Source organism: Neorhizobium sp. T6_25, assembly GCF_002968555.1.
Taxonomy (GTDB): domain Bacteria; phylum Pseudomonadota; class Alphaproteobacteria; order Rhizobiales; family Rhizobiaceae; genus Neorhizobium.
Genome location: NZ_PVBL01000003.1, coordinates 313,278 through 332,057, shown reverse-complemented (window position 1 = coordinate 332,057; position 18,780 = coordinate 313,278). Strand labels below are relative to the sequence as shown.

16 protein-coding genes are annotated in these 18,780 nt (G+C 63.2%); 13 read left to right on the top strand and 3 right to left on the bottom strand.

Annotated elements, in window-relative coordinates; genetic code table 11:
- Positions 1-4: 4 nt before the first annotated feature.
- Together C5L10_RS06165 and C5L10_RS06160 are read right to left on the bottom strand one after the other, a co-directional pair.
- A complete protein-coding gene (locus C5L10_RS06165) occupies positions 5-904 on the bottom strand; it encodes an ABC transporter permease (RefSeq protein ID WP_037086447.1) in 900 nt (299 codons plus the stop codon).
- Positions 901-1,875, bottom strand: coding sequence for an ABC transporter permease (locus tag C5L10_RS06160; RefSeq protein ID WP_046638255.1), 975 nt, complete (start codon positions 1,873-1,875; stop codon positions 901-903). The genes C5L10_RS06165 and C5L10_RS06160 overlap by 4 nt, the downstream gene beginning before the upstream one ends.
- A 209-nt stretch (positions 1,876-2,084) precedes the next feature.
- Between C5L10_RS06160 and C5L10_RS06155 the strand changes: the two genes are divergently transcribed.
- The 6 genes from C5L10_RS06155 to scpA all read left to right on the top strand — a co-directional run bounded on the left by C5L10_RS06155 (position 2,085) and on the right by scpA (position 10,202).
- Positions 2,085-2,981: a LysR family transcriptional regulator gene (locus tag C5L10_RS06155; RefSeq protein ID WP_105428912.1), complete on the top strand. Its 897-nt coding sequence runs from the start codon at positions 2,085-2,087 to the stop codon at positions 2,979-2,981.
- 135 nt (positions 2,982-3,116) lie between these two features.
- Positions 3,117-4,649 (top strand): acyl-CoA carboxylase subunit beta, encoded by a 1,533-nt coding sequence (locus tag C5L10_RS06150; protein WP_105428911.1) that lies wholly within the window; start codon positions 3,117-3,119, stop codon positions 4,647-4,649.
- An 87-nt stretch (positions 4,650-4,736) separates the two neighbouring features.
- Positions 4,737-5,636, top strand: a complete 900-nt coding sequence (gene yghU, locus C5L10_RS06145; protein WP_046641217.1) for a glutathione-dependent disulfide-bond oxidoreductase — start codon at positions 4,737-4,739, stop codon at positions 5,634-5,636.
- 23 nt (positions 5,637-5,659) lie between these two features.
- Entirely contained in the window at positions 5,660-6,037 is a 378-nt protein-coding gene (locus C5L10_RS06140) for a hypothetical protein (RefSeq protein WP_046669440.1), read from the top strand.
- Complete coding sequence (locus C5L10_RS06135; RefSeq protein ID WP_105428910.1) at positions 6,037-8,046, top strand: acetyl/propionyl/methylcrotonyl-CoA carboxylase subunit alpha; 2,010 nt, start codon at positions 6,037-6,039, stop codon at positions 8,044-8,046. Before C5L10_RS06140 ends, C5L10_RS06135 begins: the two co-directional genes overlap by 1 nt.
- Before the next feature lie 14 nt (positions 8,047-8,060).
- Positions 8,061-10,202 (top strand): methylmalonyl-CoA mutase, encoded by a 2,142-nt coding sequence (gene scpA / locus C5L10_RS06130; RefSeq protein ID WP_105428971.1) that lies wholly within the window; start codon positions 8,061-8,063, stop codon positions 10,200-10,202.
- Positions 10,203-10,205: 3 nt separating this feature from the next.
- On the opposite strand, the gene C5L10_RS06125 is transcribed toward scpA, so the two are convergent.
- On the bottom strand, positions 10,206-11,144 hold the full coding sequence (locus C5L10_RS06125) for a sugar-binding transcriptional regulator (RefSeq protein WP_105428909.1): 939 nt from the start codon (positions 11,142-11,144) through the stop codon (positions 10,206-10,208).
- A 163-nt stretch (positions 11,145-11,307) separates the two neighbouring features.
- On the opposite strand from C5L10_RS06125, the gene C5L10_RS06120 reads away from it, so the two are divergent.
- The 7 genes from C5L10_RS06120 (at position 11,308) to C5L10_RS06090 (ending at position 18,755) form a co-directional block, all read left to right on the top strand.
- A complete protein-coding gene (locus C5L10_RS06120) occupies positions 11,308-12,618 on the top strand; it encodes an extracellular solute-binding protein (RefSeq protein ID WP_245447940.1) in 1,311 nt (436 codons plus the stop codon).
- 7 nt (positions 12,619-12,625) lie between these two features.
- Entirely contained in the window at positions 12,626-13,597 is a 972-nt protein-coding gene (locus C5L10_RS06115; RefSeq protein WP_172716928.1) for an ABC transporter permease subunit, read from the top strand.
- Between the two features lie 2 nt (positions 13,598-13,599).
- Positions 13,600-14,520, top strand: coding sequence for an ABC transporter permease subunit (locus tag C5L10_RS06110; protein WP_105428906.1), 921 nt, complete (start codon positions 13,600-13,602; stop codon positions 14,518-14,520).
- Between the two features lie 16 nt (positions 14,521-14,536).
- The gene (locus C5L10_RS06105) at positions 14,537-15,289 is read left to right on the top strand and encodes a glycerophosphodiester phosphodiesterase family protein (protein WP_105428905.1); all 753 of its coding nucleotides are present in this window, start codon (positions 14,537-14,539) and stop codon (positions 15,287-15,289) included.
- Positions 15,276-16,802 (top strand): alkaline phosphatase, encoded by a 1,527-nt coding sequence (locus C5L10_RS06100; protein WP_105428904.1) that lies wholly within the window; start codon positions 15,276-15,278, stop codon positions 16,800-16,802. Before C5L10_RS06105 ends, C5L10_RS06100 begins: the two co-directional genes overlap by 14 nt.
- A 23-nt stretch (positions 16,803-16,825) precedes the next feature.
- Positions 16,826-17,509 (top strand): HAD family phosphatase, encoded by a 684-nt coding sequence (locus C5L10_RS06095; protein WP_105428903.1) that lies wholly within the window; start codon positions 16,826-16,828, stop codon positions 17,507-17,509.
- Positions 17,510-17,621: 112 nt separating this feature from the next.
- Positions 17,622-18,755: an ABC transporter ATP-binding protein gene (locus C5L10_RS06090; protein WP_105428902.1), complete on the top strand. Its 1,134-nt coding sequence runs from the start codon at positions 17,622-17,624 to the stop codon at positions 18,753-18,755.
- Positions 18,756-18,780: the final 25 nt, after the last annotated feature.

Sequence of the window (18,780 nt, the reverse complement as noted above, 5' to 3'; positions counted from 1 at the left end):
GCGCTCACCTTTCACCAAGTCGGGGATTGAGGACTTCGCGCAGCCGGTCTCCGACGATGTTGATCGAAAACACCAGCACGAGCAGCAGCACGCCCGGATAGACGCTGATCCAGTATTCGCCGGACATCAGCAGCTGGTAGCCATTGGCGATCAGCAGCCCGAGCGACGGTTCGGTGATCGGCAGGCCGATGCCGAGGAAGGAGAGCGTCGCCTCCGCCGAAATGGCGTTAGCCACCTGCAGCATGCCGATGACGATCAGCGGCGGCAGACAGTTCGGCAGGATATGGCCGATCAGGATACGCGGCGTGCCGATGCCGAGCGTCACCGCGGCCTCGACATAGTCCTTGTTCTTCTCGACAAGCGCAGCACTTCTGACGGCGCGGGCAAATGTGGCCCATTGCACCAGGATCAGCGCGAAGATCACCTTCCAGAGCCCCTGGCCCAGCAGCGCCAGCAGCATCAGCGCCACGAGGATGGTCGGAAAGCCGAGCATCAGGTCGACGACGCGCATGATCAGCGTGTCGATACGCCCGCCGAAATAGGCGGCGATCAGGCCGAGCACCGTGCCGACCAGAAGCGCGACGATGCCGGAGAATACGCCGACGCCGAGGCTGGTGCGCAGGCCGTAGATCATCGCCGAAAACATGTCGCGGCCCTGGCCGTCGGTGCCGAGCCAGTAGTTCATGCCGTCCATGCTCTGCGAGCCGGGCGGCAGCTTGGAATCGAGGATGTCCAGCACCGCGAGATCGAACGGGTTCTGGGGTGTCAGATAGGGGCCGATGACCGCGGCAAACAGCAGGATGATGCAGACGACGGCGGCAACGACCGCCTTGGGGCTGCGGCCGATGCCGGTGACCAGGCGGCCGAGCAGCATGTCTTCGGCGAAAAGAGCGCGGGCGGTCATTGGGCGCCTCCGAGCCGGACGCGGGGATCGACCAGCGAATAGAGCACGTCGACGACGAAATTGATGAAGATGAACAGGCTGACAATGACCAGCAGGTAGGCGACCACGACAGGCCGGTCGAGCCGCATGATGCTGTCGATCAGCAGCTTGCCAATCCCTGGCCAGGCGAAGATCGTCTCCGTCACCACCGCGAAGGCGAGCATGCTGCCGAGCTCCAGGCCGATCACGGTGATCAGCGGGATCAGGATGTTCTTGAACACGTGCACGAAGACGATGCGACGCTCGGAAATGCCCTTGGCGCGCGCGAATTTCACGAAATCGAGCGGCATCGTCTCGCGCACGCCGGTGCGGGTGAGGCGGATCACCAGCGAAAGCTTGAACAGCGACAGGTTGATCGCCGGCAGGATCAGGTGAGTGAGGCCGTCGAGCGTGAACAGGCTGGAACGGAGCCCCAGAAATTCGCCCATCTGGCCGCGCCCGGTGGACGGCAGCCAGCCGAGCCAGACGGAAAAGATCATGATCAGCATCATGCCCTGCCAGAAGCTCGGCAGCGAGAAGCCGAAGATCGAGCCGGTCATGATCACTTCGTCGGTGGCGGTGTTCGGCTTCAAGCCGGACAGGAGGCCGAGCGGGATGCCGAGCAGGAGCGCGAAGACGAGGCCGGTCAGCGTCAGCTCCAGCGTCGCCGGCAGGCGTTCGAAGATCAGGCTGATGGACGGACGGTTGAAGACGAAGGAGCGGCCGAGGTCGCCGTGCAGCGCGTTCCACGCGAAAGTGAAGAACTGTTCCCAGAGTGGCTTGTCGAGCCCGAGCGAGGCGACGACCTGAGCGCGTTCCGCCGGGCTTGCATCCGGCGAGATCAGCATTTCAGCCGGATCGCCGATCGCATAGATACCGATGAAGACGATAACCGCGGTGACGCAGAGGACGGCGATGCTTTGCAGGAAGCGGCGGATGACGAAAACCGTCATAGCGTGCGCTCCTGCTTACCCTTCGTCCCGAAGGGACAGAGAATTCTCATGAAGACGTTCCCTTTTTTCTCGTTGTTGGGGTCGACGATAGCGGGCGGCGCGGGATGCGCAATATTATGCGCGGAATGCATGGTCCTATGCGTTTTGTGCGCGGAACCCTGTTCGATGTCTTTGCTTGTGTTCGCCGCCGCCTTCCGTAGGATCGCGGCATGAATTTCAAGCAGCTCGAAATCTTCAAGACGATCATGGATACCGGCTCCACCATAGCGGCGGCGGCCCAGCTCGGCCTGTCGCAGTCGGCGATCAGCCGTCAGCTCGCATCGCTGGAGGAAGAGATCGGCCGCGAGCTTTTCCTGCGCGACAAGGGGCGCCTCATCCCGCGGCCGGAAGCGCATCTCCTGGTCGACGAGGTGGATGACGTCGCCCAGAGCGTCGCCCGGCTGCGCGTCAAGGTCAGCGACGTCCGTTCGGGTGCCTTCGGTGAGGCGCTGATCCGCGTCGCCTTCCCGCACAGCCTCGCGACCACGATGCTGCCGCCGATCCTCGCCCGCTTCAAGGCCGATCATCCGCGGGTGACGGTGGAGATCCTGAGCGGTCCCTATGATGCGATCGAACGCATGGTGCGCGGCCGCGTCGCCGATCTCGGTTTCGTCCGCCTGCCGCCGGAGGAACATTCCTTCGACACCCGCCCGCTTTTCACCAGCGGCACCACCTGCGTCATGCCGGTCGGCCACCCGCTGGCCGCCAAGCAGGCCATCGACGTCAACGATCTTGCCCGCAACGACCTGATCCTGCTCGGCCGGCAGCGCGTCAACCGCAACGAACTGGAGCACGAACTGCGCCGCATGGTGCCGAGCTACCGCTGCAGCCTGGAAGTCCATTCGGTCGAGACCGCCTGCGCTTGCGCAGCCCAAGGGCTCGGCATCGCCATCGTGCCCTCGCTGATAGCCGAGTTCTTCCGCAGCGATGCGATCGCCATGCGGCCTTTCCTGCCCGACAAGGTCTCCGAATACGGGATAATCTCGATGCCCGGCGCGCCGCTGTCCTGGACGGCCGAGGCATTCATCAACATCATCAAGGCGGATTCGGGAGAAACCACGCTCTAGGCGCGGTCATGTGGTTTCAGGCCGTTTTGCATTTTCCGGCCGGCGCTCTTATCAATTCGTATAGATGCGCGTTCCACGGTTTCCCGTAGGCCCGCGAGACGCTAAGTAATGCCCAAGGGAATACCGGGAGCAAACATGCGAGCAGTTCTGGGTGAGGTCGAGAAACGCCGGGCGGAGGCAAGGCTCGGCGGTGGCAAGAAGCGTATCGAGGCACAGCATGCCAAGGGCAAGCTGACGGCCCGCGAGCGCATCGAGGTGCTGCTGGACGAGGGCTCCTTCGAGGAGTTCGACATGTACGTCACCCACCGCGCGGTGGATTTCGGCATGGCCGAGCAGAAGGTCGCGGGCGACGGCGTCGTCACCGGCTGGGGCACGATCAACGGCCGGCAGGTCTATGTCTTCTCCCAGGACTTTACGGTTCTCGGCGGCTCGCTGTCGGAAACGCATGCGCAAAAAATCTGCAAGATCATGGATATGGCCGTGCGCGTCGGTGCCCCGGTGATCGGCCTGAACGATTCCGGCGGCGCCCGCATCCAGGAAGGCGTCGCCTCGCTCGCCGGCTACGCGGAGGTTTTTCGCCGCAATGCGGAGGCCTCCGGCGTCGTACCGCAGATCTCCGTCATCATGGGGCCCTGCGCCGGCGGTGCGGTCTATTCGCCGGCCATGACCGACTTCATCTTCATGGTGCGCGACAGTTCCTACATGTTCGTCACCGGTCCCGACGTGGTCAAGACCGTGACCAACGAGATCGTCACGGCCGAGGAACTCGGCGGCGCCGGCACCCACACGAAAAAATCCTCGGTCGCCGATGCCGCCTTCGAGAATGACATCGAGGCGCTCGAAGCCGTCCGCCAGCTCTTTGATTTCCTGCCGCTCAACAACCGCGAAAAGCCGCCCGTCCGCCCCTTCCATGACGATCCGGCCCGCGTCGAGAACCGCCTCGACAGCCTGATTCCGGACAGCGCCGCAAAACCCTACGACATGAAGGAGCTGATCTATGCGATCGCCGACGAGGGCGATTTCTTCGAGATCCAGGAAGCCTATGCGAGAAACATCATCACCGGCTTCATCCGTCTCGAAGGCCAGACGGTCGGCGTCGTCGCCAACCAGCCGATGGTGCTGGCCGGCTGCCTCGATATCGACAGTTCCCGCAAGGCCGCCCGTTTCGTGCGTTTCTGCGACGCTTTCTCGATCCCGATCCTGACCCTGGTGGACGTGCCGGGTTTCCTTCCGGGCGTGGCCCAGGAATATGGCGGCGTCATCAAGCACGGTGCAAAACTGCTGTTCGCCTATTCTGAAGCGACCGTCCCCATGGTCACGCTGATCACGCGAAAGGCCTATGGCGGCGCCTATGACGTCATGGCCTCGAAACATATCGGCGCCGACTTCAACTATGCCTGGCCGACGGCCGAAATCGCCGTGATGGGCGCCAAGGGAGCGACCGAGATCCTCTACCGCTCGGAACTCGGCGACCCGGAGAAGATCGCGGCGCGGACGAAGGAATACGAAGAGCGTTTCGCCAATCCGTTCGTGGCGGCCGAGCGCGGTTTCATCGACGAGGTGATCATGCCGCATTCGTCGCGCCGCCGCATCGCTCGCGCCTTCGCCTCTCTGCGCCACAAGCAGGTGACGACGCATTGGAAGAAACACGACACGATCCCGCTGTGACCAGCGGAAATTCGGCTGGCCGCTCTCTATATAGGTGTCGCCCCGCTAAAACCCTTGGGCGCGCCACCTGAATGGAAGGAAGATTTCATGACCGACAAATCCCCCGCCGAGAATTTTCCAGCGGGCTACGAGCTCCCGAAGATCTGGACCTGGGAACAGGGAAACGGCGGCCAGTTCGCCAATATCAACCGGCCGATCGCCGGTCCGACACATGAGAGGGAGCTGCCGGTAGGCAAGCATCCCCTGCAGCTCTATTCGCTGGCGACGCCGAACGGCGTGAAGATCGGCATCATGCTGGAAGAATTGCTGGCCGCCGGCCACAAGGGCGCCGAATACGATGCCTGGCTCATCAAGATCGGCGACGGCGACCAGTTCGGTTCCGGTTTCGTCGACGTCAATCCGAATTCGAAGATCCCGGCCCTGCTGGACCGTTCCACTCCCGAGCCGACCCGCGTTTTCGAAAGCGGCGCGATCCTTCTCTATCTCGCAAACAAGTTTGACGACGCCTTCCTGCCCAAGGACCACAAGGCACGCACCGAAACGATGAACTGGCTGTTCTGGCAGATGGCCTCGGCGCCCTATCTCGGCGGCGGCTTCGGCCATTTCTATGCCTATGCGCCGGTCTATATCAAATATGCCATCGACCGATTCTCGATGGAGGTGAAGCGCCAGCTCGATGTTCTGGACCGGCATCTTGCCGAGAACCGGTATATGGCAGGCTCCGAATATTCGATCGCCGATATCGCCATCTGGCCCTGGTACGGCAACCTGGCGCAAGGCAAGGCCTATGGTGAGGCCGGCACCTTCCTTGACGTCCAGAGCTACAAGAACGTCCAGCGCTGGACAGCCGAGATCGCCGAACGGCCGGCCGTCAAGCGTGGCCGCATGGTGAACCGGGTGAACGGCGATCCGTCCGAACAGCTTCACGAACGCCACGACGCTTCCGATTTCGAGACGAAGACGCAGGACAAGCTCGCCAAGGCTTGAAGAACGACCGCAAGGAGAGCAGCATGCCCAGACCGCCCGACATGACGAAACACAGGGGTTTCCCTTCCGGCATGCCGGGCCACGGGCATCATTTCACGATCCGGCGGTCAAACGAAAAGGGGGCGACGCCGCTGAAGCAGCTGCAGCGCCTCGCCCGTCCGGGCACGATCGAACACAAGGTGGATGCCGCCTTCCTGCATGCGCTGTGGCACCATTTCGGTTCTGAGCCGTTCGAGCGGGGCAATCTCGATGCCGGCCGGCTCAACCTTCTGTTCGGCCGCGAGGTCGTTCCGGCCGAGAGCGACTTCGACCCGACCTCCTACGACGCGCTTCTCAGGATCGACGAAAAGGTCGCCCGCAGAACGTTCCCCGAATCCTTCGACGACGTCATGGAGGTCTGATGCCGGCGCTCAAGAAAATCCTCGTCGCCAATCGCGGCGAGATCGCCTGCCGGGTCATCAGGACGGCCCGCAAGATGGGCATAAAGACGGTGGCGGTCTATTCGGACGCGGATGCCGAAGCGCTGCATGTACGGATGGCGGACGAGGGTGTTCATATCGGCCCGGCACCGTCTTCCCAGTCCTATATCGTCATCGACAAGATCCTGGAGGCGATCCGGGCGACCGGCGCGGATGCGGTGCATCCGGGTTATGGCTTCCTTTCGGAAAATGCCGCTTTCGCGCAGGCGCTGGAAAAGGCGGGCGTCGTTTTCATCGGTCCGCCGGTGAAAGCCATCCAGGCGATGGGCGACAAGATTACCTCCAAGAAGATCGCGGCAGAAGCCGGCGTCTCCACCGTTCCCGGCCATATGGGCCTGATCGAGGATGCCGAGGAGGCGGTGAGGATTTCCGCCTCGATCGGTTACCCGGTAATGATCAAGGCGTCCGCCGGCGGCGGCGGCAAGGGCATGCGGATTGCCTGGAATGATGCCGAGGCGCGCGAAGGTTTCCAGTCCTCCCGCAACGAGGCGAAGAATTCCTTCGGCGACGACCGCATCTTCATCGAAAAGTTCGTCGACCAGCCGCGCCACATCGAAATCCAGGTGCTCGGCGATCAAAACGGCACCACGCTCTATCTCGGCGAGCGCGAATGCTCGATCCAACGCCGCAACCAGAAGGTCATCGAGGAGGCCCCGTCGCCCTTCCTCGACGCCGAAACCCGGCGGGCCATGGGCGAGCAGGCGGTCGCCCTCGCGAAAGCGGTCGGTTATTTCTCGGCCGGTACGGTGGAGTTCATCGTCGACGGCGCCAGAAATTTCTATTTCCTCGAGATGAACACCCGCTTGCAGGTGGAGCACCCGGTCACCGAGCTCGTCACCGGCATCGATCTTGTCGAACAGATGATCCGCGTTGCGTCAGGCGAAAAGCTGTCGTTCGGTCAGGACGACGTCGAGCTGAATGGCTGGGCGATCGAAAGCCGGCTTTATGCCGAGGATCCCTACCGCAACTTCCTGCCGTCGATCGGTCGGCTGAGCCGCTACCGTCCGCCGGCGGAAGGCCGGCAGGGCGACGGCACCGTGGTCCGCAACGACACCGGCGTCTTCGAGGGCGGCGAGATCTCCATGTATTACGACCCGATGATCGCAAAACTCTGCACCTGGGCGCCTGATCGTCTGACGGCGATCGACGCGATGGGCAAGGCGCTCGACGATTTCGAGGTTGACGGCATCGGCCACAATCTGCCCTTCCTCTCGGCCGTTATGGATCACGACCGTTTTCGCTCCGGAAAGATCACCACGGCCTTCATCGCCGAGGAGTTCCCGGAAGGTTTTTCAGGCGTGCATCCCGACGAGGCGGCCGCGAGGAAGCTCGCCGCCATCGCCGTCCTGGTTCATCAGGTCCTGCAGGAGCGGGCGGTCCAGATTTCCGGCACGATCGGCAATCATCGTCGGGTGATCGGCAAGGACTGGGTGGTGACGCTGGCCGGCTTCGAAGAGGCCGTGACGCTCGAGACCGGGCCTGACGGCGCCAGCGTCCGCTTTGCCGATGGAACGCAGCTTTCCGTCGCCAGCGGCTGGCTGCCGGGCCAGAGCCATGCCCGCTTCCATGTCGGCGGCGAGACGATGGGGGTCAAGGTCAACCTCATCGGCTCCGCAGTGCGGTTGCGCTGGCGCGGCATGGACGTCACCGCCCGCGTCCGTTCGCCCCGCGTCGCCGAACTTGCCCGCCTGATGCCGAAAAAACTGCCGCCGGACACCTCGAAGATGCTGCTCTGCCCCATGCCCGGCGTCATCACCTCCGTGTCGGTGAAAGCCGGCGACGCAGTCGAAGCCGGCCAGACGCTCGCGACCGTCGAGGCGATGAAGATGGAAAACGTGCTGAAAGCCGAGCGCAGGGGCATCGTCAAGCACGTTGCCGCGAGCCAGGGCCAAAGCCTGGCGGTCGACGAGTTGATCATGGAGTTCGAGTGATGGCCGAGAAGACCGTGAAAGCCGCAAAGACCGTCAAGGATTGGGAATCTCTGGCCGAAAAGGAGCTGAAGGCTTCGCCGGAAACCCTTGTCTGGCATACGCCCGAAGGAATAGACATCAAGCCGCTCTATACGGCCGACGACCTGGCCGGCATCGAGCATCTCGATTCGCTGCCGGGCATGAAGCCGTTCGTACGCGGCCCGCGCGCCACCATGTATGCCGGCCGGCCCTGGACGATCCGCCAATATGCCGGTTTTTCGACCGCCGAAGCATCGAACGCCTTCTACCGCCGCAATCTCGCCGGCGGGCAGAAAGGCCTGTCCGTCGCCTTCGACCTCGCCACCCACCGCGGCTACGACAGCGACCACCCGCGGGTCGAGAGCGATGTCGGCAAGGCGGGCGTGGCGATCGACAGCGTCGAGGACATGAAGATTCTGTTCGACGGCATTCCCTTGAAGGATATGTCCGTTTCCATGACCATGAACGGCGCGGTCATCCCGATCCTCGCCTCCTTCATCGTCGCCGGCGAGGAGCAGGGCTGTTCGCGGGCCGAACTTTCCGGGACGATCCAGAACGACATTTTGAAGGAGTTCATGGTCCGCAACACCTATATCTATCCGCCCGAGCCCTCGATGCGGATCGTCGCCGACATCATCGAATATACGGCAAAGGAAATGCCGAAGTTCAATTCGATTTCGATATCCGGCTACCATATGCAGGAAGCGGGCGCGACGCTCGTCCAGGAGCTCGCCTTCACGCTGGCTGACGGGCGCGAATATGTCCGCGCAGCACTTGCCAAGGGCCTCAGCGTCGACGAGTTCGCCGGCCGTCTTTCCTTCTTCTTCGCGATCGGCATGAACTTCTTCATGGAGGCGGCCAAGCTGCGCGCCGCCCGGCTTCTGTGGTCGCGGATCATGGAGGAGTTCAAGCCGCAGAAGGCGTCGTCGCTGATGCTGCGCACCCACTGCCAGACGTCAGGAGTGTCGCTTCAGGAACAGGATCCCTACAATAACGTCATCCGCACCGCCTATGAAGCGCTGTCGGCGGTGCTTGGCGGCACCCAGTCGCTGCACACCAACGCTCTCGACGAAGCGATGGCCCTGCCGACCGATTTTTCCGCCCGCATCGCCCGCAACACCCAGCTGATCCTCAGCCACGAAACCGGCGTGACGAAGGTCGTCGATCCGCTGGCCGGCTCCTATTATGTCGAGAGCCTCACCAACGAGCTGGCGGAAAAGGCCTGGGCGCTGATCGAGGAGGTCGAGGCGATGGGTGGGATGACCAAGGCGGTCGCCGACGGCCTGCCGAAGAGGCTGATCGAGGAAGCCGCCACCCGCCGCCAGGCCGCCGTCGACCGCGGCGAAGAAATCATCGTCGGCGTCAATAAATACCGGCTGGAAAACGAGGACGAGATCGACATCCTGGCGATCGACAATACCGCGGTCCGCAAAGGCCAGATCAAGCGCCTGGAGGAAGTGCGCCGGCAGCGCGATCCGAAGCGCGTGGCGGCGGCGCTCGCGGTCCTGGAGGAGGCCGCGGAAAGCGGCGAGGGAAACCTGCTGGAAGTGGCGATCGAGGCGGCCCGCGCCCGCGCCACCGTCGGTGAAATCTCTGACGCGATGCGCCAAGCCTTCGGCGACCACACCGCCGTGCCGGAAGTGGTCAGCGATATCTACGGGCCCGCCTACGAGGACGACCCGGAATACAAGACGATCGTCTCGCGGCTTGGCAGCTATGCTCAAACGCTTGGCAGCAGGCCGAAGATCATGGTCGCCAAGCTCGGCCAGGACGGCCATGACCGCGGTGCCAAGGTGATCGCCTCGGCCTTTGGCGACATTGGTTTCGAGGTTCTCGCCGGCCCGCTGTTCCAGACGCCGGAGGAGGCGGCCGACCTCGCGGTCAGGCAAAACGTCCAGGTGGTTGGCATGTCGTCGCTCGCCGCCGGTCACCGGACGCTTGCGCCCCAGCTCGTCGAAGCGTTGAAGGCAAAAGGCGCCGAAAACGTCATCGTCGTGGTCGGCGGCGTCGTGCCTCGGCAGGATTACGACTACCTGATGGACCACGGCGTCGCCGCCGTCTTCGGCCCCGGCACCAACGTCCTCGATGCCGCAAACTCGATCATCGACCTCCTGGAGGGCAAGCGCCGCAATATCTGACGGTTATTTCGCCGCCAGCATCGCCTTGGCGCTGTCGGCATCTGTGATCAGCACGTTGATCAGCCCGTTCTGCGCCACAGCCTGCAGGATCTTGTGCTTGTGCGGTCCGCCTGATGCAACGATGCGGCAGCCGATGCGGCGAAAATCTTCCATTTCGGGGGCCAGCACCTGGCGGTTCAACGGATGATCGATTTCCTTGCCGGAGGCGTCGAGATAACGGCCCATCAGGTCGCCCACCGCCCCGGCTTTTCTGAGGATCTGCTCGGTCATGCCTTCCGGCAGGCCGTAGCGCACCTGCAGCGACTGCTGCGACACGTCGCCGACGCTGAGGTAAGCAACGTCCACCTCGCAGATCTGCTTGAACGTCCTCTGGAACACCGCCTGGGAGATGATCGCATCGCGCGATTCCGGGCTCTCGGCATAGATCGGCGCCACGAAATAGCGGGACTGGGCGTTCAGCACCTGCGCGAAGCCGCGGACGATCTCGAACGTATTGATCTCGGAGCCCTGCGTCAGCCCCCCCATCATCGACCGCACCTTGATCTGCGGCTCGTTGAGCGAGGGGATGTGCTGGATCGTCTCGCGCAGCGTCGAGCCCCAGCCGACGCCGATCGATGCGGGTTTCTGCGTCTGGATCAGCCGGCCGAGAAAGCCGGCGGCCCCGCGTCCGAGCACCGAATGCAGAAGCGCCGGATCCGTCGGTGTCGGCACCACGACCGCATCCTGCAGGCCGAATCGCTTGCGCAATTTCGCCTCCAGCTCGACGCTTTCCGCCAGCACGGAATCGAAGCTGATCCTGACGACGCCTGCTTCCAGCGCCTCCGAGAGGATCTCGTTGACGCGCCGGCGGGTGATATTCATCCGCTCGGCGATCTGCTGCTGGGTAAGGCTTTCCACGTGATAGAGCCACGCGGCCCGCACCATCAGCTCACGATATTCCATTGTCCCTGCCCTTTGAAGTATCATATGTCACATGCGCGTAACACATGTAACTTACCCATCCATGTCATGGCTAACCCAGACTGATGGAGATGGCCAGAACCGAAACAGGGCGGGTCGTGCGAAAGACCGGATTATCAGGGATCGAAACATGGCTTCGACATATATGAAATCGATCACCGGCCTTCTTGCCGCAAGCGCACTTTTGATGGGCGCGACCGGAGCAACTGCTGCCGACCGGGTCAAGATCGAATGGTGGTATGCGATCTCCGGCAAGCTCGGCGATACCGTCCAGCAGCTGATCTCCGACTTCAACAAGTCCCAGGACAAGTACGAGGTCGTCGGCACGTTCAAGGGCAATTACGAAGAGACCATGGCGGCCATGGTCGCCGCATACCGCGTCAATCAGCAGCCGGCTATCCTTCAGTCTGCCGAGCGCGGCTTCATGACCATGCTGAACTCCGGTGCGGTCATCCCTGTCGACCAGCTGATGGCGAAGCAAGGCTACAAGATCGACTGGAACGATTTCGTCAAGCCGGTCGCCGGCTTCTATATCGTCAACGGCAAGCCGGCGGCGCTTCCCTTCAACTCGTCGACGCCGATTCTCTGGTACAATGCCGATGCCTTCAAGGCCGCCGGCTTCGATGCGCCCTCCGACACCTGGCAAGGTCTCGAAAAGCAGCTTTATGCGCTGAATGAAAAGAAGATCACCGATTGCCCGATGGCGCTGCCGGGCGATTTCCAGTGGAGCCTGATCGAGAACTATTCAGCGATCAACAACTACCCCTTCGCCACCAAGGCTAACGGTTATGCCGGCCTCGATACCGAATTCGTCTACAACAAGACCGGCGTCGTCGGCCAGGTTACCCGTCTCAAGAAGTGGGTCGATGACAGCGTGCTGAAGATCGCCGGCCAGGGCGTCGCTCCGATCAGCCTCTTCACGTCAGGCACCTGCGCCACGATCATCAACTCTACCGCCAGCCATTCCGGCGTCGAAGCGGACGCGAAGTTCAAGTGGAGCGCCGCGGTCATGCCGCACGAGGAAGGTGCGGACGTCAAGAACGGTACGATCGGTGGCGCATCGCTCTGGGCGGTCAAGGGCAAGTCGGAAGAGGTTCAGGCCGGCGTCGCCGCCTTCTTCAACTTCGTCGCCCAGCCGGCAACCCAGGAATGGTGGAGCAAGGCGACCGGCTACGTTCCGGTCACCAATGCCGCCTACGAGAAGATGAAGACCGATGGCTATTTCAAGGATCATCCGACCCGCGAAATCGCCATCGAGCAGCTGTCACGTGGCGAGCCGACGGATAATTCCCGCGGCTTCCGTTTCGGCAACCACAACCAGTCGACCGCCATCCTGATCGAGGAAATCCAGGCCGTCTGGACCGGCAAGAAGACCCCGCAGGAAGCACTGGATAGTTCCGTCAAGCGCGGCAACGAAATCCTGCGCCAGTACGAGAAGCTCCATGCGGGCAAGTGATGCCATCATGATGAGGAACGAGGGCGTGGCGACACGCCCTCGGTTACTCTTGCGGCGGAGCCTGAGCTCCCTGGCTGGGACGTCGGAGGCGGGGCTCAAGGCCTCGCACTTCCGGCGGCCCTGGCTGGCGGCGGGCCTGCTCGCGCCGCAGCTGCTGATCCTGCTCTTCTTCTTTTTCATCCCCACCTGGAAGGCGCTGTCGCTTGCCTTCGTGCAGGTGGATCCGTTCGGCGGCACGATGATCTTCGTCGGCTTTGAGAATTTCACCACCCTGTTTTCAAGCCCCGAATACCGCGACAGCGCCATCCTCACGCTGTGGTTCACGGTGGTGCAATGCGTCGCCGCGCTCGTCATCGCCGGGTTATTGGCTTTCGCAACCGAAAACGTCATGCGCGGCAGGGCGATCTACAAGGGCGTCATCCTTCTGCCCTACGCCATCGCCCCGGCGATATCGGGCGTGCTCTGGGCCTTCCTGTTCAACCCGACCGTCGGCCCGCTCGCCCAGATGCTGCATGAGATCGGTTTCGCCTGGGACCCGAACCGCCGGCCGTTCGACGCGCTGCTGCTGGTCTCGGTCGCGGCGGTCTGGAAACATGTCTGCTACGATTACATCTTCCTCGTCGCCGCGTTTCTGGCGGTGCCGGCGTCGGTGATGGAGGCGGCCGCGATCGACGGCGCCCGTCCGGTCCGCCGCTTTTTCACGGTGACGCTGCCCATGGCGGCGCCGACGATTTTCTTCCTGATCGTCATGAACTTCGTCTACGGCCTGTTCGAGACCTTCGGCATCATCGACACGGTGACCCACGGCGGACCCGCCGGCAGCACCAACACGCTGGTCTACAAGGTCTATCAGGACGGTTTTCGCCAGCTCGATCTAGGCTCGTCGGCCGCCCAGTCGGTGATCCTGATGGCGATCGCCGTGCTCTTCACCTTCCTGCAATTCCGCGCCGTCGAGCGCAAAGTCAATTATCAGGTGTGACCATGGTCGAACGTCACACGGGCCTCTCGATCTTCTGCCACGTCGTCCTGCTGATCGGTGCGGCAGTCGTCTGCATGCCGCTCTATTTCGCTTTCGTCGCCGGCTCGCTGACGGTCGGCGAGGTGCAGCAGGTGCCGTTTCCGCTGGTCCCGGGCGGCCATTTCGTCGAGAATACCGTCCTCGCCTGGAACGAAGGCCAGTTCAGCCGTCTCTACGTCAACTCCCTCATCGTCACCATCGGCATCGTCGTCGGCAAGCTGACGGTCTCGCTGATAGCCGGCTTCGCGGTCACCTATTTCCGGTTTCCCTTCCGCATGACCGCTTTCTGGCTGATCTTCATCTCGCTGATGCTGCCGGTGGAAGTACGCATCATCCCGACCTACGAGGCGGTGGCCGATGCCGCCGGCCCGCTACGGGCGTTGTTCGAGGCGATCGGCCTGACCGGCTTCATTGCCGATAGGACCGGTTATCAGCTCGACGCGGCGCTGCAATGGAACATGATCAACAGTTACGGCGGGCTCATCCTGCCGCTGATCGCCTCGGCGTCGGCGACCTTCCTGTTCCGGCAGTTTTTCCTCACCGTGCCGGACGAACTCTGCGAGGCGGCCAAGCTCGACGGCGCCGGGCCGTTGAAATTCTTCTGGGACGTGCTGCTTCCGCTGTCGCGCGCCAATATCGCGGCGCTGTCGATCATTCTCTTCCTCTACGGCTGGAACCAGTATCTCTGGCCGCTCCTCTTCACCACCGAAAAGGCTATGAGCACCGCAATGATCGGGCTCAAGGACCTGATCCCGGTCGCCGACGCCCAGCCGGCCTGGAATATCGCCATGGCCGCCTCCTTTTTTGTGATGGCGCCGCCGGCTCTCGTCATCCTTCTGATGCAACGCTGGTTCACCAAGGGCCTTGTGGATTCCAGCAAATAGAAATGAGGTATTTCCAATGACCAATCCCATCATCGTCGGCCATCGCGGCGCCCGCAATCTCTGGGCGGAGAACAGCCTGATCGGCTTTCGCAACCTGCTCGACCTCTCCGTCGAATCGGTCGAATTCGACTTGCATCTGAGCGCCACCGGCGAGCTCCTCGTCATCCATGACGCGACGCTCGACCGCACCACCGAGCGCTCCGGCCGGGTGGCGGATCTCGCCGCCGGCGAATACCGCTCGGTGATCCTCAAGGGCACCGATGAGCACATCCCGACGCTCGAGGACGTGCTCGAAATCTTCGCGCCGACCGGCCTCGAATTGCACGTGGAACTGAAGGCCGATGCCGACGGCAAGCCCTATGAAGGCCTTGAAGCCAGGGCTGCGGCGATGATCGACCGTTTCGGCGTTGCGGACAATTCCTTCCTGACCAGTTTCAGCGGCGACGTCCTGAAGACGATCGGGCAGGTCGCGCCGCATATCCGCCGGCTCTCATCGCTCAATCACAAATCCGTCCAGGCTCTCGGCCTGCGCCAGTCCGTCGAAGCCATGCTGCGGGTCTCCGACGTGCTGGCGATCGAAAAGGCGCTGCTTCTGGAGGAATGGGAACTGCTTTCCGCGCTCGTCCCGGCCGAGAAGCTCGGCGTCTGGGTTCCGAACGAGCTGGAAGACCTGACCCTCTGGCTGAAGCGCCCGCTCCGCCAGATCACCACCGATCGGCCGGACCTCGCCGTCAAGGCGCGCGAAGGGCTGTTCGATGCCGCTCATTGATCGTCGAAGCCTGCTGGTGGGCGGACTGGCGGCGGCTGCCATTTGGCGGCCGCTCGGGTCCGCGCGTGCGGCGAGCTTCAAGACCGATCCCTTCGCTCTCGGTGTCGCCTCCGGCGCGCCGAGGGCCGACAGTGTCGTCCTCTGGACCCGGCTGATCCTCAAAGACGCATCGGCCGCCACCTCCGCCGATCCTTTCGCCCCGGCGCCGAAGCCGAACCTCGATCCGATCGACGTAGAATGGATGATCGCCGAGGACGAAGCTTTTTCAAAGCCGGTCCAGTCGGGCCTGTTCCGCGCGGTCCCGGAATTCGCCCACTCGGTGCATGTGGAAGTGACGGGTCTTCTGCCCGGCCGCTGGTATTTCTACCGTTTCCGGGCCGGCAATGCGGAAAGCCCGGTCGGCCGCACCCGCACCGCACCGGCGGACAGCATCGATACGCTTCGCCTCGCCTTCGCCTCCTGCCAGCAATACGAACAGGGTTTCTACAGCGCCTATGCCGACATGGCCGGCCGTGACCTCGACCTCGTCGTCCATCTCGGCGACTATATCTACGAGCGCAGTTACGGCGCGCAGCTGGTGCGCAAGCACGAGACCGGGGTGCCGTCGATGCTCTACGAATTCCGGGATCGTTACGCGCTCTACAAATCCGACCCGCAACTGCAGGCCGCCCATGCCGCCTTTCCCTGGCTCGCCGTCTGGGACGACCATGAAGTCACCAACAATTACGCCGCTGACCGCGCTCCCGACGCACCGAACCGTGACGAATTCCTCGCCCGCCGCCGCGCCGCGTACCAGGCCTGGTTCGAGCACATGCCGGTGCATCCAAGCCTCGTCGCCGGCTTCGATGCGCTGCGCATCTACGACCACTATCGGTTCGGCAATCTGGCCGGCGTGACGCTGCTCGACACCCGGCAATATCGTTCGCCGGAACTCCAGGGGTCTGCAGGCGACGACCACCCGGAACGAACCATGCTCGGTCCCACACAGGAACAATGGCTCGGCAAGACGCTCGGTGACAGCCGGGCGAAGTGGAACATCATCGCCCAGCAGACGCTGCTTGCCGAGCGCGACACCAAGGTCGGGCCGGCCACCGCGTACAATCTCGACGGCTGGGACGGCTATCGCGCCGCCCGCGGTCGTCTGCTGGAGGCGGTGCAGACCTCGGGGGTCGAGAACCCCCTAATCATCGGCGGCGATCTGCACGCCTTCTATGCGGCCGACGTGAAGCGCGACTTTACGGAGGAGAAGGCTCAGGTCATCGCCAGCGAATTCGTCTGCGGCTCGATCACCTCGGACGCCCCGTCCGCCACAAGCCTTGCGACGGCGCTTGCCGAAAACCCGCATCTCAAGTTTGCCTCGGACAAGCATGGTTATGCGATCATGCGCTTGAGCGAGCGATCGGCCGAGGTGGATTTCATCGGGATCACCGACCGCAAGCAGCAGAGTTCCCCTGCTGCCGTTTTCCAGAGCTTTGCCGTCGCCGACGGTGCGGCCGGCGTCAATCGGCTTTGACGCCTCATTCAAATTGGACTTTCATGCAGATAGATCTTTTGATTTTCGATTGTGACGGCGTCCTGATCAACAGCGAGCCGATCGCCAGCCGCACGCTGGCCAAGGCCCTGCAGGATGCAGGCGCCGCCATCACGGCAGACGAGGTGCTGGTCCGCTTTACCGGCAATTCGGCCAGCGCCATCCGCCGCATCTGCACCGAAGAGCTCGGAATAACCGATCTGGATGCGGCCTTCGAGGCCTGGCATCTCGATATCTATCCGGAATTCGCCCGCTCGCTGGAGCCCATGCCCGGCATCGAAAGCCTCGTCCGCGCACTGCCGCATCGCAAATGCGTCGCCTCCAACAGCTCGACGGACCGGCTGTCGAAAAGCCTCGGCCTTCTGCCCCTCTGGCACGCTTTCGCGCCGTCGATCTTCAGCGCTGACATGGTGGCGCTGCCGAAACCGGCGCCGGATCTCTTTCATCTCTGCGCCGAAACGCTTGCCGCCGATCCGGCCCGCTGCGTCGTGATCGACGACAGCGCCCACGGGATTACCGGCGCAAGGGCGGCGGGCATGATGGCGATCGGTTTTGTCAATCCGGCAGACCCGCGGCCCGGCCGCGCGAAAATCCTGGCGGAGGCCGGAGCCGTTTTCGTGGCAACCGGTGCCGACGAGCTTGCAGAAGCGCTCGCCCGGCTCGAAACCTCGCTCTCCGTGGAAGCCTGAGCGGCCACCTCACGCGCATCCGACATTAAAAATCCAAGGTGTCATCCCCCTGTAAAACTCCGGTTCTAAGAAACGCCCAGCAAGATTGCACGGCTGTGCAAAAGGGGGTTAGATGGAACGGGACGGTTTTCTGGAATTGCGCGGTGTCGCCAGCCGTTATGGCGCCACGCAGGTTCTGACCGATATCGATCTGTCGATTGCCAAGGGCGAATTCGTGGCGCTGCTCGGTTCGTCCGGCTGCGGCAAGACCACGCTTCTGCGCCTGCTGGCCGGTTTCATCAGCCCGTCGGCTGGTGAAGTGAAGGTGCGCCATCGCGATGTGACTTACCTGCCGCCCGACAAGCGCGGCATGGCGCTGGTTTTCCAGTCCTACGCGCTCTGGCCGCATATGACGGTCGCGCAGAACATCGGCTACGGCCTGAAGCTGAAGGGTATTTCTCGAACCGAGGTCGCGGCCCGCGTCGCCGCCATGCAGTCACTGCTCGGCCTCGACGGGCTGGAGGCGCGCAAGCCGCAGGCGCTGTCGGGCGGCCAGCGCCAGCGTGTCGCGCTCGGTCGGGCGCTCGCCATCGATCCGGAAATCCTGCTGCTCGACGAACCGCTGTCGAACCTTGATGCGCGCATACGCCTGACGGTGCGCCACGAGTTGCGGGCGCTGCAGAAGCGGCTGGGCATCACCGCCATCCACGTCACCCATGACCGCGAGGAGGCCATGGTCATGGCCGACCGGATCGTCATCCTCAATGCCGGCAGGATCGCCCAACAGGGCACGCCGGAAGATGTTTACAATCGTCCCGCCTCGGCGTTCGTCGCCGCCTTCATGGGTGCGGAAAATGTGCTTTTCCTGAACGGCGCGCCGCAGGACAACCAGTTCGCGATTGCCGCCGGCCCGGCCAATGCGGCCGGTTCCGTACCGTTCTTCGACCGTCCGCTGGCCGCCGGTCCGGTCGAGGCTCGCTTCCGCCCGGAGGCCGCACGCCTTTTCCCGGCGGATGATGTCGCCGTGATCGGCCCCGGCATCACCTTTCGGGGCGAGGTCGCCGCCGTCAGCTATCCCGGCGGCCATTGGCGCCATGTCGTCAAACTCAGCGATCACGAGATCATGGCCGATGCCGACCGTGCCTTCGAGCCCGGCGCCCGCGTCGCCGTGTTCGTGCCGGCCGAGGCGCTCTTTCTGTTCGGTTCGCCGGAGGCTGCTTCGGCCTCCCCCATTTCCCGGGCGCCATCCGGGAAAGTCCACGCCTGACCTTTCGATACCTCTGCCTTTTCAA

Coding starts and splice junctions, on each gene's coding strand:
- C5L10_RS06165 (WP_037086447.1), bottom strand. CDS start 904: ATGACCGCCCGCGCTCTTTTCGCCGAAGACATGCTGCTCGGCCGCCTG.
- C5L10_RS06160 (WP_046638255.1), bottom strand. CDS start 1,875: ATGACGGTTTTCGTCATCCGCCGCTTCCTGCAAAGCATCGCCGTCCTC.
- C5L10_RS06155 (WP_105428912.1), top strand. CDS start 2,085: ATGAATTTCAAGCAGCTCGAAATCTTCAAGACGATCATGGATACCGGC.
- C5L10_RS06150 (WP_105428911.1), top strand. CDS start 3,117: ATGCGAGCAGTTCTGGGTGAGGTCGAGAAACGCCGGGCGGAGGCAAGG.
- yghU (WP_046641217.1), top strand. CDS start 4,737: ATGACCGACAAATCCCCCGCCGAGAATTTTCCAGCGGGCTACGAGCTC.
- C5L10_RS06140 (WP_046669440.1), top strand. CDS start 5,660: ATGCCCAGACCGCCCGACATGACGAAACACAGGGGTTTCCCTTCCGGC.
- C5L10_RS06135 (WP_105428910.1), top strand. CDS start 6,037: ATGCCGGCGCTCAAGAAAATCCTCGTCGCCAATCGCGGCGAGATCGCC.
- C5L10_RS06125 (WP_105428909.1), bottom strand. CDS start 11,144: ATGGAATATCGTGAGCTGATGGTGCGGGCCGCGTGGCTCTATCACGTG.
- C5L10_RS06120 (WP_245447940.1), top strand. CDS start 11,308: ATGAAATCGATCACCGGCCTTCTTGCCGCAAGCGCACTTTTGATGGGC.
- C5L10_RS06115 (WP_172716928.1), top strand. CDS start 12,626: ATGATGAGGAACGAGGGCGTGGCGACACGCCCTCGGTTACTCTTGCGG.
- C5L10_RS06110 (WP_105428906.1), top strand. CDS start 13,600: ATGGTCGAACGTCACACGGGCCTCTCGATCTTCTGCCACGTCGTCCTG.
- C5L10_RS06105 (WP_105428905.1), top strand. CDS start 14,537: ATGACCAATCCCATCATCGTCGGCCATCGCGGCGCCCGCAATCTCTGG.
- C5L10_RS06100 (WP_105428904.1), top strand. CDS start 15,276: ATGCCGCTCATTGATCGTCGAAGCCTGCTGGTGGGCGGACTGGCGGCG.
- C5L10_RS06095 (WP_105428903.1), top strand. CDS start 16,826: ATGCAGATAGATCTTTTGATTTTCGATTGTGACGGCGTCCTGATCAAC.
- C5L10_RS06090 (WP_105428902.1), top strand. CDS start 17,622: ATGGAACGGGACGGTTTTCTGGAATTGCGCGGTGTCGCCAGCCGTTAT.